The sequence below is a fragment of the Balneola sp. EhC07 genome (assembly GCF_001650905.1).
In the GTDB taxonomy this organism is placed as follows: domain Bacteria; phylum Bacteroidota; class Rhodothermia; order Balneolales; family Balneolaceae; genus Balneola.
Genome location: NZ_LXYG01000018.1, coordinates 291589 through 309308 on the forward strand (window position 1 = coordinate 291589; position 17720 = coordinate 309308).

At 38.3% G+C, this 17720-nt stretch carries 16 protein-coding genes and 1 tRNA gene; 8 read left to right on the forward strand and 9 right to left on the reverse strand.

Annotation, left to right across the window (positions count from 1 at the left end; all coding sequences use genetic code 11):
- Window positions 1-2 precede the first annotated feature (2 nt).
- From A8B79_RS13170 to A8B79_RS13190, 5 genes are all read left to right on the forward strand, one after another.
- Entirely contained in the window at window positions 3-350 is a 348-nt protein-coding gene (locus A8B79_RS13170; protein WP_235603727.1) for a taurine dioxygenase, read from the forward strand.
- A 61-nt stretch (window positions 351-411) separates the two neighbouring features.
- Window positions 412-1137, forward strand: a complete 726-nt coding sequence (locus A8B79_RS13175; RefSeq protein ID WP_066223526.1) for a response regulator transcription factor — start codon at window positions 412-414, stop codon at window positions 1135-1137.
- Entirely contained in the window at window positions 1134-2609 is a 1476-nt protein-coding gene (locus A8B79_RS13180; protein ID WP_066223528.1) for a sensor histidine kinase, read from the forward strand. The genes A8B79_RS13175 and A8B79_RS13180 overlap by 4 nt, the downstream gene beginning before the upstream one ends.
- Window positions 2610-2677: 68 nt before the next feature.
- Window positions 2678-3688: a UDP-glucose 4-epimerase GalE gene (galE, locus tag A8B79_RS13185; RefSeq protein WP_066223530.1), complete on the forward strand. Its 1011-nt coding sequence runs from the start codon at window positions 2678-2680 to the stop codon at window positions 3686-3688.
- A 50-nt stretch (window positions 3689-3738) separates the two neighbouring features.
- Window positions 3739-3820: transfer RNA gene (locus A8B79_RS13190), tRNA-Leu, on the forward strand.
- 37 nt (window positions 3821-3857) lie between these two features.
- Here A8B79_RS13190 and A8B79_RS13195 read toward each other — a convergent pair.
- Window positions 3858-6623, reverse strand: a complete 2766-nt coding sequence (locus A8B79_RS13195) for an endonuclease (RefSeq protein ID WP_082894182.1) — start codon at window positions 6621-6623, stop codon at window positions 3858-3860.
- Window positions 6624-6944: 321 nt separating this feature from the next.
- Here A8B79_RS13195 and A8B79_RS13200 point away from each other — a divergent pair, with 321 nt between their 5' ends.
- Both A8B79_RS13200 and A8B79_RS13205 read left to right on the forward strand, forming a co-directional pair.
- Window positions 6945-7109, forward strand: coding sequence for a YqaE/Pmp3 family membrane protein (locus tag A8B79_RS13200; RefSeq protein WP_066223534.1), 165 nt, complete (start codon window positions 6945-6947; stop codon window positions 7107-7109).
- Entirely contained in the window at window positions 7106-7966 is an 861-nt protein-coding gene (locus A8B79_RS13205) for an aldo/keto reductase (protein ID WP_066223535.1), read from the forward strand. The genes A8B79_RS13200 and A8B79_RS13205 overlap by 4 nt, the downstream gene beginning before the upstream one ends.
- Before the next feature lie 305 nt (window positions 7967-8271).
- Here A8B79_RS13205 and A8B79_RS13210 read toward each other — a convergent pair whose 3' ends face one another.
- The gene (locus tag A8B79_RS13210; protein ID WP_066223537.1) at window positions 8272-8991 is read right to left on the reverse strand and encodes an SDR family oxidoreductase; all 720 of its coding nucleotides are present in this window, start codon (window positions 8989-8991) and stop codon (window positions 8272-8274) included.
- 48 nt (window positions 8992-9039) lie between these two features.
- Between A8B79_RS13210 and A8B79_RS13215 the strand changes: the two genes are divergently transcribed.
- Window positions 9040-9909, forward strand: coding sequence for a hypothetical protein (locus A8B79_RS13215; protein WP_066223539.1), 870 nt, complete (start codon window positions 9040-9042; stop codon window positions 9907-9909).
- A gap of 696 nt (window positions 9910-10605) precedes the next feature.
- On the opposite strand, the gene A8B79_RS13220 is transcribed toward A8B79_RS13215, so the two are convergent.
- The 7 genes from A8B79_RS13220 to sufB form a co-directional block, all read right to left on the reverse strand.
- Window positions 10606-11115, reverse strand: coding sequence for a DUF2480 family protein (locus tag A8B79_RS13220; RefSeq protein ID WP_066223541.1), 510 nt, complete (start codon window positions 11113-11115; stop codon window positions 10606-10608).
- 258 nt (window positions 11116-11373) lie between these two features.
- Complete coding sequence (locus A8B79_RS13225; protein WP_066223543.1) at window positions 11374-11709, reverse strand: HesB/IscA family protein; 336 nt, start codon at window positions 11707-11709, stop codon at window positions 11374-11376.
- A gap of 11 nt (window positions 11710-11720) precedes the next feature.
- On the reverse strand, window positions 11721-12272 hold the full coding sequence (locus tag A8B79_RS13230) for a NifU family protein (protein ID WP_066223544.1): 552 nt from the start codon (window positions 12270-12272) through the stop codon (window positions 11721-11723).
- 13 nt (window positions 12273-12285) lie between these two features.
- Window positions 12286-13533 (reverse strand): aminotransferase class V-fold PLP-dependent enzyme, encoded by a 1248-nt coding sequence (locus tag A8B79_RS13235; RefSeq protein ID WP_066223585.1) that lies wholly within the window; start codon window positions 13531-13533, stop codon window positions 12286-12288.
- Between the two features lie 141 nt (window positions 13534-13674).
- Entirely contained in the window at window positions 13675-14985 is a 1311-nt protein-coding gene (sufD, locus tag A8B79_RS13240) for a Fe-S cluster assembly protein SufD (protein WP_066223547.1), read from the reverse strand.
- Complete coding sequence (sufC, locus tag A8B79_RS13245; RefSeq protein WP_066223548.1) at window positions 14985-15758, reverse strand: Fe-S cluster assembly ATPase SufC; 774 nt, start codon at window positions 15756-15758, stop codon at window positions 14985-14987. Before sufC ends, sufD begins: the two co-directional genes overlap by 1 nt.
- 114 nt (window positions 15759-15872) lie before the next feature.
- Window positions 15873-17330 carry a Fe-S cluster assembly protein SufB gene (gene sufB, locus A8B79_RS13250; RefSeq protein ID WP_066223551.1) on the reverse strand — a complete coding sequence of 486 codons (1458 nt, stop codon included), beginning with the start codon at window positions 17328-17330 and terminating at the stop codon, window positions 15873-15875.
- Window positions 17331-17720 lie beyond the last annotated feature (390 nt).

Sequence of the window (17720 nt, forward strand, 5' to 3'; positions counted from 1 at the left end):
ATATGGCAAAACTAATAGACTTTACTGCTCTAAATGAGATGTTATACGGCGATGAACGTTATATAAAGGAGTTCTCGGAAGCCGCCGTTATTTCTTTTTCTGAGTTCAAAACGAATTATTCAAAATATCTCGAACTCAGAAACGAAGATGCTTTTCGTAAAGCCGGTCATAAGATAAAGCCTGTAGCTCAGATGCTGGGACTTAATGGAATTCTTGAAGAGTATGAACATGCAAAAATATTGCTCTGGGAAGACAAAGATGATTCTGAGATTCGTGCTTCTATTACTAAAATGGATAAAATATGCATCTCCGTACTTAACGAGCTAGAGAACATTTCTGATGATAAATAATGTTATTTCTGTGTGATACTTTTATTTTGGTGAAGACTTAGTTTCTCATTAAAAGTATAATATGAGTTCAACAGCTTATCCAATTCTTATTGTTGAAGATGATTCTGACCTTTCAGAATTAATTAAAATTCAACTTACCGATAATGATTACGAAATAGAACAAGCTTTCCACGGAAGAATAGCTCTGAATAAAGCTCTCGAAAACAAGTATTCTCTGATCATACTGGATGTAATGTTACCTGAAGTTGATGGGTTTGAAATTTGTAAATCTATCAGAAAAGAAGATCGACAGATACCCATTTTGATGCTTACCGCTAAAGCTGAGGAGGCAGATAAAATAATGGGACTGGAGTACGGAGCTGATGATTATTTGACCAAACCTTTCTCCATAAAAGAACTTATTGCAAGAGTGAAAGCTCTTTTAAGAAGAGCATCTGCTTCTGAAACAGAAGATAGTTCAAAACTCGATCAAATGGATTTTGGTGACTTGGTTATTTATCCGAAAAAAAGATCTGTTCAGTTGCAGGATGAACTCATAGAGTTGACCTCCAAAGAGTTTGAGTTACTTCTGCTTTTCGCAAATAATCCAGGCAGAGCTTACAGCAGACAGGAATTGCTCGATGTGGTTTGGGGATATCAATACAGCGGGTACAGTCACACTGTAAATTCACATATCAACAGATTGAGGAGTAAGATCGAGAAAAACCCTTCAGAGCCTAAATATATTACTACCGTTTGGGGAATGGGTTATAAATTTGCTGAACTGGAAGAATTAGGGATTCAATGAATTTTAAGAAAAGCTTTTATACAAAGATTTCCTCCACCTTTCTGGTCCTGGTATTAGCATTGGGAATTTCATTTGCATACCTAGGCGTTTCATCATCGCTAATGTTTGTTGATGAAACCGGGCAAAAGGTAAATAAAATGCTTGCAGATGATATGTCCTCACATTTTCAACCTTATCTCATGGATTCAATCGAAGGCGATAGTATCATATCTGTGATAAAGTATTTAAATGGGATAAATCCTGAGATCGATATTTACCTACTATCTAGTAATGGTATGATCAAATGGTTTTATCCTAGTCAAGATCCTGAAGCGAAACTAGAACTATCAACCGTTAATACTGAGCCTCTGGATCAATTTTTGAATGGTAAGACCTTACCCATTTATGGGGATGATCCGTTAAACGCCGGAGTTAAAAAGCCATTCTCCGTTGCTCCAATTTCTATTATGGGAAGCGAAGGTTGTTATTTATATGTAATTCTATCAGGACAGCAGTATGATGAAGCAGCCGGTATGGTCCAAAATAGTTACATCCTTAGAAATACTTTTATTGGCTTAGGACTGATCCTGATAGTTACTTTGATTCTTGGATTGATCGTTTTCAGATTGCTAACAGGGCGATTGAGACATGTGAGTGAAACGGTTAAATCATTTGAGCAAGGTCAGTTAGACAAACGCGTAAAAGTTAATTCTGAAGATGAAGTAGGATTACTTGGCTCTTCCTTTAATCAAATGGCAGACACCTTAGTTGCTAACATGGACGAGATAAAACAAATCGACAAGTTGAGAAGAGAATTAGTAGCAAATGTTTCACACGATCTGAGAAGCCCTCTAGCCTCCATTCAAGGATATTTAGAAACTATCCTTCAAAAAGAACCTTCCATTGATCCTGAAGAGAGATCCAAATATTATGAGATCGTTCTTAGAAATACTAAAAAGTTAGGAACGTTGATCGAAGAATTATTCGAGCTCTCTAAATTTGATGCTCAGGATGTTCAGCCCGACATGGAAAGGGTTTCCATGGCAGAACTTGCTCAGGACCTTGTGCAGCAATTTAAACCTCTTGCAGAACAAAAAAGAATTAAACTTGAGGCAGTATTGTCTGACGAACCTACAAATTTGGTTTATGCAGACATCGCACTTATGGAAAGAGCGATTTCAAATCTTATTGACAACGCTCTTAAACATACTCCGGAAGGTGGTACAGTTTCTATCATTTCAAAAAATGATGATAACAATGTAAGTTTTACCATTTCGGATACAGGAAAAGGAATTGCGGAAGAAAACATTCAGAGAATATTTGATCGTTTCTATCAGGAAGACCCAAGCAGAACGGTTGGAGCCGGAGCCGGTTTAGGTTTATCTATCGCCCAAAAAATTCTTGAACTACACGGATCCAAGTTGTCTGTTGAAAGTGGATCAGGAAAAGGCACAACTTTTTCTTTTATACTCTCTCCACAATTGAACTATTAAGTTGCTAATCGGTTTTGTTTTAAAATTTCAAAATCATAAACTGATTTGAATTTAAATAAAGGCAAAATATGGCAATTTTAGTTACCGGAGGTGCAGGTTATATCGGAAGTCATACCGTACTTGAACTCCTTGAATTAGGCAATGAAGTAATTGTAGTTGATAACCTTTCTAACAGCAGTAAAGAATCTCTAAACAGAGTTGAATCTATAACAGGAAAATCTCCGATCTTCTATGAACAAGATCTCTTAGACAGAGCTGCTTTAGAGAACGTTTTTTCGAGTCATAAAATTGATTCAGTAATTCATTTTGCAGGATATAAGGCCGTTGGTGAATCCGTTCAAAAGCCTATGATGTATTATCAGAACAATCTGGATAGTACTCTAATTCTTTGCGAGGTAATGAAAAAATTTGATGTGAAAAATCTAGTTTTCAGTTCTTCGGCTACCGTTTATGGTGATCCTGAATCCGTACCGATCACAGAAGAGTCTTCATTGTCAGCAACTAATCCTTACGGAAGAACAAAGCTCTTTATCGAATATATTCTAAAAGATTTGTATACGTCAGATGACAGCTGGAATATAGCACTGCTCAGATATTTCAATCCAGTGGGTGCACATAAAAGTGGTTTGATTGGAGAAGATCCCAACGACATCCCGAACAATCTTATGCCTTATGTTTCTCAGGTAGCAGTTGGCAAGTTAAAGCAATTATCTGTTTTTGGAGATGACTACCCTACTCCCGACGGAACCGGAGTTCGTGATTACATTCATGTGGTAGATCTTGCGCTTGGTCATCTAAAAGCTATTGATAAACTCAGATCTGCTCCGGGACTGGTCATTTATAATCTGGGAACAGGAAAAGGAACCAGTGTACTTGATATGATCAAAGCTTTTGAAAATGCTTCAGGTAAAAAGGTAGATTATAAAATAGGTCCTCGACGATCAGGCGATATCGCGACATGTTATGCTGATCCTGCAAAAGCGGAAAACGAACTTGGATGGAAAGCAGAACGTGGCATTAAAGAAATGTGTGAAGATGCCTGGAAATGGCAATCTGAAAATCCTAATGGATATAATTAAGAAAACGGTTGTTAAGAATTTCAAACACACTTATCTTTGGAATCTCTTAAGCCAAAGTGGCGGAACTGGTAGACGCGCACGACTCAAACTCGTGTTCCTCACGGAGTAGGGGTTCGATTCCCCTCTTTGGTACAAAAAGCCTGGTAAAACACTGTTTTATCAGGCTTTTTTATTTTAACAAAGTCATCTTAATGGTTTTCAATAAACCGTTTGTTCTAAGCTGAACATAATAAATACCGCTTGCTAAATGAGATGCATTCCATTCAACAGTTTTAGCCCCTTTGCTTTGGTAAGTTTGAACGAGTGTAGCTACCTCCTGTCCTGTAGAAGAATATATCTTCAATGAAACATTTGACGCTTTACTCAAAGAATATCTTATACTTGTTGAAGGATTAAATGGGTTTGGATAATTTTGTTCCAAACTAAATTCAGTTATTCCAATACTCTCTTCTTCATTACTCACTATCGTTGACGGACTGATGATCAAAACAAAACGTTCTGAACTCCTCTCTTTCATTTTAACCGGATTTGCCTCAAGAGATGAAATTCTATTTTTAGAACTTTGAGTTGATATTGACGAGTGCTCAAATGAGAAATTTCCCAATCCTGAAAGCACTTTTTCGGTATTTTTTTTAACATCTCTGAGAACCACAGTGGCATTGTTCAGAAGAGCTTCGCTTATTTCCCATTCCAATTCCAGCTCATCTTCTACATTATATGAGTCGATATGTAACGGAATCTGAACTTCAGATTGTTCTAGTTCCGGTAACGAATGCACTGATTTTGTAGTTTCTTCTTCAAGACAGGATAAAATTGCATATTCAGAAACAGTAGGTGTTAGTTTTGAGGCGTCAAATCTATCCCGACCGAATATTGCATCTTCTCGGAATGTAATTCGACATCCTTGATCAAAAGTTATATTTGATCTAAGCTTGAATTGAATCTCATAATTTTCGGCAAACTGCTTAGAATAGGCATTCTGAGTTGCATCAGAACTAGTCTTCCCGCTGGTAGGAAATGTAATTGACGATGAAGTATTTGAATTTGGAGATTCAATCCAAAAACCTTGCCACGGTAGTACTATTGAAGAAGTTCTGTCTACCGCATAATACAATCCATTTTCCAATAAATGAATATTGGTCTGAATGGAAGCATCCGCAGTAACGGAATTCATATCAAAATTACTTTGAAACGGATTTCCGACAAGTGTAAAATAAGAGCTACTCTCCTCTGTGGAAGTATTCAAAGAAACATTCACATCTGATGTTGGGTCACTTTGATCAGATTCAAGATCCAAAACAATAGGCAATTCTGTACTTCCCGAAACATTATTATCAAAGAAGTAAACCGCCAGAGCTTCTCCTTTAGTTAAAGCTGTATTTAAGGTAGATGGAGTAGAATAAGAACCTGAATTGTTATAGGTAAAAATATTGGCATCTTCCCCGTTATCAACTCCATTGATTCGCACATCATCAGAAATTTGAGCAAGAGTCGGCGTATTTGATGGAATTGAGATCAACCTCCATCCTGCTGATCCTGTAATCATATTTTCTGTGAGCTTTGAAGATTCTATCCCTTTACTGTACCCCGGAGTTGCTACTAATTTTGCATTCGCATTACTTGAAGAAATATCAAAAACCTTCCAGTCTCCTGAAGCTACAGTGACTCCGTTTGCTGAAACTGAAGTCTGACCAAAATCTCCATCATTAGGGAGTTCAGAATAGATCCTGTACGCAACCTGATTTTTCGAAAAATCTGAACCGTTCCCGATATTATCTCCTGCAAAAGCATCAATTTGTTCAGGTGTACCCGAAGCATCTTTTACCAATGTATATTTATCATTTCCGTTATGATTAATACCACTTTCATTTTGGTCAATTATTCCTTCTCCGAATATAGATTGCACACCACTTGATGCATTATCATCTCCGATCACATAGAAATCTTTAGATTTAATGGTTCCGGTTAATGAAATTGTATTTCCACTACCTGTTCCGTTTGCATTACTATAACGTATCAACGCCCAGTCATTGGTCACAAAATTGATATCGGAATCTGTTGTGTTAAATAACTCCACATATTTTACAGTTCCTCCGTTAGCTTCGTACACTTCTGAAATGTATACATCCGGTAAGGTGGAAGCCGTAGGTTCTTCGTAGAAATAAGCTCTTCGTATTAATGTGGTATCATGAATAAAAGGATTTTTGTTTCCCTGGATGCTTTCGACTCCTTCGCTTCGCTGAATTTCAGCAGCATCAACCGGATCATCCTGATGCCATTGGTACAACGTTTCCTTCATCCCGTTAAAAAAAGCTTCGTTATCAAAAGGATCGTTTGCAACATCAGTATTATTTTGATAGATCGTCCAAAAGTAAAACATAGCTCTGGCTGCATTGCCTTTATGATCTTCACGTGGCTCAAAAGTGCTATTCCCATATTCACTGTAAAGATCTATATCTACTGAAGGAATGCTTTCTTCCTTTTTGCCATTTTTCCAATACCACCAGGAAGTGGTGGTATTATCGTTTACTTCCCCGAAAGGATGATTATTTCTGGACGAATTTACAGAACTCCAAACCGGATATAACTGATGGATATCTCCTCTCATTGGTTCGGAATGATCATAATATCCTTGCGGCCAGGAATGCTCCGTATTAAAACTAAGAGAATCATTTGAAGGAGTTCGCGAACCATCTGCTTTAGCTCTGAGTCCCGAATACACTCCAGTTAAACTATCAGAGGCATCTACATCCAAATGCTGATACATGGAGTCTCTGGCTTCATCATAATCCTTTGGACTTGATGGAGTATAGTTCGTACGTAAAAATTCAATCAGAGCCGTTTCGCTTAAGCCCGATCCGATAGTATCATTTTGTGCTGCAGTGTTTGAAACGAAAAATAAAACAGCACAAAACGTCAATAGAAACCTGTTCATTTATTATTGCCGCCTGTAAGTAATAAGTGTCCTTCCGTATCACTTATAATTTAAGTGCTGTAAATGAACTTTATATATTAAATGTGAATACAATTCTCATTTTTAGAATAGAATTTTCTCATATTTAATACTCGATTCAGCCATATATTCTTTAATTAATAATAAGATATATCTATACCATATTATGGTATAGGATTGCAACTTACTATATGCTGTAATGGGTTTACCTCTGTGCATAAAGTCTGTTAAATAATTTTGGTTGGTTTTTATTTCTGCTTTGAATCCCGTTCTTTGAATAAAATTCAAAACCATTAAAATTCTATGAGCTTACTTCGTATAATACTTGCTGTATTTTTACCTCCGGTTGGAGTTTTTTTAACCGTGGGAATTGGTTCTGCTTTCTGGATCAATATTTTGCTAACTATTCTGGGATATATACCCGGAATTATACACGCTGTTTGGGTAATTGCTAAAGCCGATCAATGAACTTGCCCGAGCCAAGAAATATTGGCTTTGGTTGTATGTCTTTGGATCCGAAGAGTTCTGACAATATCGAACTATTAAGATCCGCCGTCGATAAAGGAATCACTTTCTTTGATACTGCCGATCTTTATGATAAAGGTTGGAATGAAGAAATAGTTGGAAAGGCACTCTCTCCTTTTCGGAAGCGGGTTCGAATAGCTACAAAAGTTGGTAATGAGTGGAATGAATCAGGCACCGACTGGCGATGGAATCCCTCCAAAGAATACATTCTTAAAACCGTAGATAAAAGCTTAGAGCGACTCCAAACCGATTATATAGATCTGTATCAGTTACATGGCGGAACGCTGGATGATCCAATTGATGAAACCATTGAAGCTTTTGAGATCCTTAAAGAACAAGGAAAAATACTTAACTATGGTATTTCCTCCATCCGCCCCAATGTGATCGAAGAATGGATCAAAAGATCGAATATGAGCTCTGTAATGATGCAGTACAGTTTACTGGATCGACGTCCTGAAGAAGAATGTCTGGATATGTTAAACAAATCAGATATCTCCGTAATTACCCGAGGAACTCTTGCAAAAGGAATGCTGATCGATAAACCCGCTAAAGAATATTTGGGATATTCTGAACAAGAAGTAAAGCTAATGCAAAAAGCTGTTTCTAAAACTAAAAATTCACTTTCAGCTTCTATTCAGTATGTGAATAAACATCCGGCTGTAGAATCAGCTATCATCGGGATAAGAACAATGGAACAACTAGATGAGGTTATAAAATCACAATCAGTAACTATTCCTTCCGAAATGTTAACTGAATTATCTGAAGTTTTAAAACCGAATATGTATGAGAAGCATCGGTGATCAATCTCCCCTTGAGTGGAGTTCAAAATCATTGTCTAAATGATTTTGCGAGTGGTGTTTTAGGCTCCAAGCCCCAAAAACATCCCTCTGATCTCGTGCAAGCACTCGATCTGTCTCCCTTCGAAGGGAGATTTATTTCTTCTTTGTCATTTCGACCGGAGGGAGAAATCTAAAGATCTGCTTCAACAGCTTTGATTTAAATATTCTTGTGAAATGGGACTAACAGTCTCCACAAAGATCCCGAAACAAGTTCGGGATGACGAGTTCATTTCCGTGCCTTTGTGCTTCTGTGGCTTAACAAACCACTACACCAAATAACTACCCGAGTTAATATGAAAAGTTTGTCCGGTAGCGTGGGTAAGTTTTCCGGATGCAAGCAATAACACCATCTCGGCGATTTGCTCCGGTGGAGCGATGGAATCTAATGCAAGATCTTTAGTGAGATAATCTTCTCCGTACACTTCGATTGAACCTTGAGCCATATCTGTATTTACAAAACCCGGAGCAATGGAATAAGCGGTAATTCCGTCTTTGCCGAAACTACGAGCTATACTTTTGGTGAAAGCGATCATTCCGGCTTTGCTGGCTGCATAAGCTGCGTATTCGCCTGTGTCGCCTCGAACTCCGGCTCTGCTGGCAATATTGATGATCCTCCCTTCTATTCCTCGTTCTTTCCACGCATTGATCGCCCATTTCGAGATCAAAGCCATAGACCGAAGATTAACTTGTTGGGTTCTATCCCATTTATCCATCCAGTCATCATCAGAATCCTCAAACTGTGCTTCTATGAATATTCCTGCATTGTTAATTAATACCTCCGGGACTTCGTCTTCGGTGAATAGCTGCTTTAGTTTGTTTACTTCGGCTGGGTTAGATAAATCACAAACCGTATGACGGTATTTGTTATTAGTGAATTGGTTATTGGTGGATGTGGACACACCAATAACTTCATGCTCGTTATTTAATAACAATTCAGCGATTGATTTACCTATTCCGCGGGATGAGCCTGTTAGAAGTGTTTTCATTTAACTTAAATAATTGATTAGATTCTTAGGTAAACGTAAGAAATTATTATGGCTAAAAAAGAAGAGAAAAATAAAGAAGACTGTTTTGTAATCATGCCAATTAGTGACGTCGAAGGTTATGAATCCGGGCATTTTAGTAGAGTCTATAGAGATTTGATTATACCTGCTATTGAAAGTTCAAATTATAACCCAATTAGGTCTGATGAGGTAAAACAAACAAATCTTATTCACTTAGACATTCTTCAAAAACTCATAGATGCACCAATGGCTGTATGTGATCTAAGTACTAGGAATCCAAATGTCTTGTTTGAGTTGGGTATTCGACAAGCTTTTGACAAACCAGTTGTCTTAATTCAGGAAGAAGGGACACCCAAAATTTTTGATATCGATGGTTTAAGAACGTTGCGATATTCTAAACATATGAGGTATCATGAAGTTTTAAACTCACAAAGTGAACTTTCTGAATCTATTACTGCTACAAAAAAAGCAATTAATGAGAAAGGAAATATAAACTCAATAATAAGATTACTTGGTCTTAACGCTCCTGCTAAAGTACCATTAATTGAAGATGGGAATAAGAACTCTCTTGAAATAAAAGTCATCCAAAATCAATTGTCAGATCTTAAAAAAATGTTGGAGATTAATTATTTAACTGAAGAAGAAGGAAGAAAAAATGATTATATCGTTTTAGAACACAGAAGAATTTTAAGACAATTCGAGAAGCTAAAAAAACTATCAATAGATTTTCCTAAGGAAGCAATTCAAGATGAATTTTCAGAAATAATGTCAGATTTAATGAAACTAGTAGATCAATGTGATGATAATTTAAACCGAGAGATAATTTTTCGACTAATCAAGAAAGTAGATGATTTTTACTATGATTATCTAAATAATTACAGTGGGAAAGCTAAAAATTGAATTAAAAATTGTTCCGTTTTAACCCCGTTTCTAAGCTCAGCTTGAGAACACCCATAGGTAGCTTCCGCTTCCCATCGCTTCTTTGCCATTTCGACCGGAGGGAGAAATCTAAAATTTTCCTTCAAGAGATATCTTAGATTTCTTGGTCATCAGCCGATCAGCCGATTCAAATCGAAAGGACGGAGACTCTGACTAATTTACTGAATAGATTGATACTAAAAGCCTTCACAAAGATCCCGAAACAAGTTCGGGATGACCAGTTTTTTTTGTGGCTTAGTGTTTCCGTGGCTAACTAAAAAATCATCCCTTCCAAACAGGCACAAAAGAACAAGCTTCGCCTCAACGTCATGCTGAACTCGTTTCAGCATCTTAAGTCAACGACTTTGATTTACTAAACAGGTTAGGATAAAGATTAAGGCTTCACAAAGATCCCGAAACAAGTTCGGGATGACCTGATATATTTTTCGTGCTTTTGTGTTTCCGTGGCTAACTAAAAAATCATCCCTCCCAAACGGGCACAAAAGAACAAGCTTCTCCCCGAGGTCATGCTGAACTCGTTTCAGCATCTTAAGTCAACGACTTTGATTTACTAAACAGGTTAGGATAAAGATTAAGGCTTCACAAAGATCCCGAAACAAGTTCGGGATGACCTGATATATTTTTCGTGCTTTTGTGTTTCCGTGGCAAACTAAAAAATTATCCCTTCCAAACTGGAACGAATGAGCAAGCTTCTCCGTACATTATCTTCTTGGCTGTTCCCATTAACTTATTGGTAGCCAATAAATAGATGGAATCAGGTACGTGAATATCTCCACATCCTTTAAGGAGTACGAATTTGTCTTGGTAGGCGCTCCAATCAAAGGCTTCTACCCTTCTTCGGTAAAGTTCGTGAGTGACTTCTTTCGCGGTAAGATGAAATACTTCTTCAGTAAATTGTTTTGCGTGACTTGTAATCAACATCCAAGCCCAGGGAGCAATAATGGCATCGGTTGAACAGAACACAGAAAGGTATTTTCCTTCAAACTGTGACCAATCAAAATCCTTTAAATGCTGACGGAAATCTTTTTCCTTCAACAACATTTCCATATGCAGGAATTGCTTGATGTCCAGCTCCGCAATTGGAGTGGAATCATGGAATAACTTAGCCAGGTCTACAGTGACCAGCTTTGTATTCGCTTTTATTTTGTTGATAATTGGTTCTTGCATAATAGGTCATGCTGAACTCGTTTCAGCATCTTAAGAATTAGCTTTAAACTATATAATTAATTGTTTTACTGTTTGAAGTCCTCACAAAGATCCCGAAACAAGTTCGGGATGACGTTAAACTTATTCTCCCTTTGAGGGGAGCTCAAAATCATTGTACAAATGATTTTGCGAGGGGTATTTTTAAAGCTCAGAAGCCTAAAAACATCCCTCTGATCTCACGCAAGCGTTCGACCTGTCTCCCTTCGAAGGGAGATTTCATTAAATACTAAAACTCTCTCCACATGAGCAGGTTCTGGAGGCATTGGGATTATGAAAATGGAATCCCTCTCCTTCTAAACCGTCAGTGTAATCAAGCTCGGTTCCGGCCAGATACAGAAAACTTCTCATATCTACCAGAACTTTCATTCCGTTCAGCTCAAATACTTTGTCATTTTCCTGAGGTTCAACGTCGCTGTCAAAATCAAGATCATACGTTAAGCCGGAGCAACCTCCGCTAATCACACCAACTTTCAGAAACGCATCTTTCGGCACGTTTTGTTCGGTGCGAATCTCATCGATTCTTTTAATAGCTCTGTCGCTTATGGAAATATCCATGATGTTGCCTTCTATACTGAAATTACCTGAATTTCGGGATCAACACGTCTTACCATACTTTCGATGGCGTATAACGTTCCTGTGGTTGCTGTAGGACAAGTTCCGCAAGCTCCCTGATAGTGAACTTTCAAACGGTTTTCTTCCAGTCCCAGAACTTTCAGTCCACCACCATCAGCTAACAGATACGGACGAACTTGTTCATCCAGCATTTTATTAATCTCGATCAAACGGGGATCATCAGATTCCTGAGCTTCTTTACTTACATGAACTTCAGAATCGTCTTCCACACCCATTTGTGGTTCAGCTTCGCGGATCGGAGGAGCTAATTTTCTGAGTAATTCAGACCAAACAGCTTTTCCGTCCTGAGTTACCGTCACATATTTATCAACATAATACACATTGATAACGCTGTCGATAGCAAACAAAGCAGACGCAAGGTTGTCGCCTTCTGCTTCCACACTGCTTTCGAACGAACGGGTGGTTCCATTTGTAAGCGGTTCATCCAATACAAATCGCATTGCATCAGGATTAGGAGTACGTTCTATTTCTTTAATTTTAGCCATAATGTTTACTTATTTATCCAAAAAATTCTTTTACTAATTCAATTCCTTCTACCAACCTGTCGATGTCCTCTTCGTTATTATAAAACGAAATGGAAGCTCTTAACGTGCCCGGAATCTCATAATGCTGCATGATCGGTTGAGCACAATGATGTCCTGTCCGAACGGCAATTCCCTGTTGATCCAGAATAGTTCCGGCATCGGTCGGGTGAATTCCATCTAACAAAAATGAGATCACAGAGGCTTTTTTGTCAGCGGTGCCGACAATTTTCAAACCTTCGATCTGATTTAATTTCTCAGTTGCGTATTCGAGCAATTCGTATTCTCTTTCAGCAATGGCTTCCATCCCGATCTGATTCAGAAAATCAATTCCTGCACCCAATCCAACTCCTGCTGATATCGGAGGTGTTCCTGCTTCAAATTTATGAGGAAGATCATTCCAGGTCGTTTTCTCAAACGTAACCTTGTCGATCATATCGCCACCACCTCTGTACGGAGGCATTGCGTTGAGCAGATCTTTCTTGCCGTATAAAATTCCGAATCCTGTTGGACCGCACATTTTATGAGCCGAGAATGCATAGAAATCAGCGTCCAAAGCCTGAACATCCACTTTAGAATGAGGAACAGCTTGTGCTCCGTCAATAAGTACAGGGACATTTCGTTTATGAGCTGCTTCTATAATTTCTTCTACAGGATTGATGGATCCCAGTGCATTCGAAACATGAACAACCGCAACCATTTTGGTTTTATCAGAAAACAATTCATAGAACTTGTCCATGATGAGCTCGCCTTTGTCGTTCATTGGAATGACTTTCAGCTTCGCTCCTGTTTCTTCGGCAATCATTTGCCAAGGCACGATATTCGCGTGATGTTCCATTTCTGAAACCAGGATCTCATCGCTGGCTTTAAAATTCTTACGTCCGTAGCTTTGTGCTACCAGATTGATTGAATCCGTTGTTCCGGTTGTATAAATGATCTCTTCCAGACTTCCTGCATTGATGAAATCACGAACCTTTGTACGGGTTGCTTCAAAAGCATCCGTAGCTTTCTGGCTCAGAGAATGAATTCCTCTGTGCACATTAGCATGCTCGTTTTTGTGATAAGCATCGATACGATCACTCACCGACTTCGGCATTTGGCTGGAAGCGCCATTATCCAGATATACCAATTTCTTACCGTTTACTTCTTGTTGAAGCACAGGAAACTGAGCTCTTATTTCTTCCCAGTTAATTTTAGTTGGTATGTCTGTTGTTGTTTGTGGCATTGTATTCATTTTTTTATTCTCCCCTCGAGGGGAGATGATTAAATCGATTGTTCTCGATTTAATCTGAGGGGTGTTTTAAAAGCTTGAAGCCTTAAAACACCCTCCGTCCGCCAAAGGCGGACACCTCCCTCAAGGGAGGATTCACTTTTCGTCTCTATTCGTGTATTCAATAACTTCGTTCAGTAAAAGCTTCTCTACTGATTCCACTTCCATACTTTCTACGCTTTCAAGAGCAAATGCATACACTAAAAGCTCACGCGATTTCTGCTCCGTCAATCCACGACTTTGGAGATAAAATACCTCTTCGTCCTGAAGTTGACCGATGGTAGCACCGTGCGAACATAATACATCATCAGCAAAAATTTCAAGCTGTGGCTTTGTGTTTACTTTACCGTTCTCAGAAAGCAATAAATTTCTGTTTTCCTGGAAAGAATCGATCTTCTGAGCATCTTTAGCTACAAAGATCTTTCCGTTGAACACTGAATGTGCACTGTCGTTCACAACTACTTTGTGTAGCTGATGACTTCCTGCATGTGCAAATCTGTGATCCATAATTGAATGCGTATCTGCAATTTGGTCTCCATCGATCAATACCAATCCATCAACAGTGAAATTCACTTCTTCAGCATTCTGAATTACTCTTGGATCGTTTCTGAACAATTTAGCTCCCAAACAGATCGTGTAAGAATGATATTCAGCGTTCTTGTCCAGTATTGCGATCGGACGAGATACGTGAGAAGCTTTCTTGCTGTCTCTTTGAATTCTTGCATGATGCACATTTGAGCCTGTAAACATCTTGAATTCAGTAACAGGAACATTCAAATATTGATTATCAGCTAAGCCGATATGCTCTTCAATGATCGTAGACTTAGAGAACATTTCTCCAACGTACAACAAACGAGGAGTTGCATAAAATGCTTTTTCAGCATCTGTAAATACATTCAGAATATGAATCGGAGTTCTAATAACGGTCTCTTCAGGAACATAAATGAAAGCTCCGTCCGTAAAAGCCGCATCATTAAATGGAGCAAAAACATCATCATCGTAATTTGTGATGGTTCCCAAATGTTCTTTAACTGAATTGTTATCAGCGTTAGCAGCAAGGTTACCTACTATAACATTGTTCGGAAGATCTTCAACAGAAGATAGTTCTTCGCTGTATACTCCGTTTACAAAAACCAATCGGCAATTCATCGCTTCGGGCAGATAATGATCGGAAATATCTCCAACATCAGCTGCATTTGCTTCTTCCAACTTACAAAACTGACTTTTAGTGATGGATTTCAGATCAACAAATCTCCAATCTTCATCTTTACGAGTTGGAAATGGAGTATTTTCGAGATCTTCTCTTCCTCTTTCGTTAATTGCACGAATCGCCACACTTTCAGCACTGCTTTCCACAGAGCCTGTTATGTACGATAACATCGTGTCTCTTTGGATTACTTCACTCATTATTGAGCCTCGCCGTTTAATACTAATTCTTTTTCCAATGCATCGTAGCCGTTCGCTTCAAGCTCTTCAGCTAATTCAAATCCACCAGACTTGATCAACTTTCCGCCCATCATCACATGTACATGATCCGGCTTGATGTAATTCAGTAATCTTTGGTAATGCGTGATCATTACGATTGCGTTCTCATCATTAGCAATCTTATTCACGCCATCTGATACAACCTTCAATGCATCGATATCCAATCCGGAATCTGTCTCATCTAAAAATGAAAGCGTTGGGTTTAATACTGCCATTTGGAAGATCTCATTCTTCTTTTTCTCACCACCGGAAAATCCGGTATTGATAGAACGGCTTAAAAACTCATCCTTCATGTTGATCACGTCAAGCTTTTCAATGATGTAATCTTCAAATTCAATTGGATCAAGTTCTTCACGATCATTGGCTCTTGCAATAGTATTGTAAGCTTCACGTAACAACGTTTTGTTAGTAATACCTGGAACTTCTACCGGGTACTGAAAAGCCAAGAATAAGCCAAGATGTGCTCTTTCGTCAGCATCTAATTCAGTAATGTCTTCACCGTTGAAAAGGATCTCTCCTTCTGTCACTTCATATTCAGGGTGACCAGATACTACCTTTGAAAGAGTGCTTTTACCACTTCCATTTGGTCCCATGATCGCATGGATTTCACCGGCATTAACTTTCAGGTTAACACCTTTAAGGATATGTATGTCTTCGCCTTCAACTTTGGCGTGTAAGTTTTTAATTTCTAACACTATTCTGCTTTTTCTTTTATTTGTTATTTAATTTCTTTTGCGAGGAGATCACGACGAAGCAATCTCACTTTCTTAGCTTAACCACGGAGATTACTTCGCTCCGCTCGTAAATGGTTATCCTACACTACCTTCTAGTTTCACATTAAGGAGCGCGTTTGCCTCAGTAGCAAATTCTAGAGGTAATTCTTTCAATACATCTTTTACAAATCCATTTATGATCATGGAAATCGCATCTTGCTCACTAATTCCTCGTTGCATCAGATAAAAGATCTGTTCTTCACCTACTCTGGATGTTGTCGCCTCATGCTCAACACTGCTGGAAGGATTTTCTGATGAAATATACGGGAAGGTATGAGCTCCGCATTCTTGTCCGATCAACATTGAATCACAAACTGAGTAATTCTTTGATCCGGTAGCATTCTTGGAGATTTTTACTTCTCCTCTATAACTGTTATTTGATTTACCAGCCGAAATACCTTTAGAAATGATCGTACTCTTAGTGTTCTTACCAAGATGGATCATTTTTGTACCGGTATCCGCTTGCTGCATTTTTGTAGTTACAGCTACTGAGTAAAATTCACCAACTGAGTTATCACCTTTCAATATTACAGATGGATATTTCAGCGTTACTGCTGAACCTGTTTCCAGCTGAGTCCATGAAATGTGAGAATTCTTTCCTTTGCAGATACCACGCTTTGTCACAAAGTTATAAATACCGCCTTTACCGTTTTCATCACCGGAATACCAGTTCTGAATGGTTGAGTATTTAATATCGGCGTCATCCAAAGCCACAAGTTCTACAACCGCAGCATGTAATTGGTTTTCATCGTACATCGGAGCCGTGCAACCTTCTAAATAGCTTACGCTTGCTCCTTCTTCTGCTACGATCAATGTTCTTTCAAACTGACCTGATTCCATATTGTTGATACGGAAATAGGTTGAAAGCTCCATTGGACATTTAGTATTCTTTGGGATGTAACAAAACGATCCGTCAGAAAATACAGCTGAGTTTAATGCTGAATAAAAGTTATCCCGAACTGGAACTACAGAAGCTAAATACTTCTTAACCAATTCCGGATGTTCTTTTATAGCTTCTGACATCGAACAAAAAATAACGCCAGCTTCAGCTAACTTCTCTTTGAACGAAGTAAAGATAGAAACACTGTCAAAAACAGCATCAACGGCTACACCGGAAAGCATTTTTTGCTCTTCCAATGGAATTCCAAGCTTTTCATAAGTCTCACGAATATTTGGATCCACATCATCCATACTATCCAATTGAGGCTTTTTCTTCGGAGCTGAATAATAAAGTAGATTTTCGAAATCAGGTTTCTTGTAAGTGGCATTGAACCAGGTTGGCTCTTCCATTTCTTTCCAGGCATGGTAAGCCTTAACACGAAAATCCGTCATCCATTCCGGCTCTTCTTTTACTCTTGAAAGCTCACGAACGATCTCTTCGCTGATTCCTTTTGGAAAATCTTCATATTCAACATCGGTAGTAAAGCCATACTTATACTCTTCGCCGATCATCGACTCAAGCTCTTTTACACCGTCACTTAATTCTTCACTCATGTGCGTCTATAATTTTATCTTGATTTACGCTGATATAACCAACTTTAACAAGTGTTCATTCAGCGTTTTATATGCTTATTTAGATTCTTTCCAAAGATACAAAATATCCGCTTCAGAACTAAATTTGATGTGATTGAGAAAGTTTATTGATGAGATAGAAGAATATTGATTAGAGAATGGTGTCATCCTTGTAGATGGTTGATATTTCATATACAAAAATAGTTCTGTTTCTAGGAGCCTGAGCATTTATCGAAGATTTGCAGAAAGTATTCTCAGGATTGTAGATGTCAGATAATTCGATTATAGTTTTTGAACGGTAAAATATATAGGGTCATCCCGAACTTGCTTCGGGATCTTTGTAAGGAATTGCTCTTGAAACGGTCTTACTTA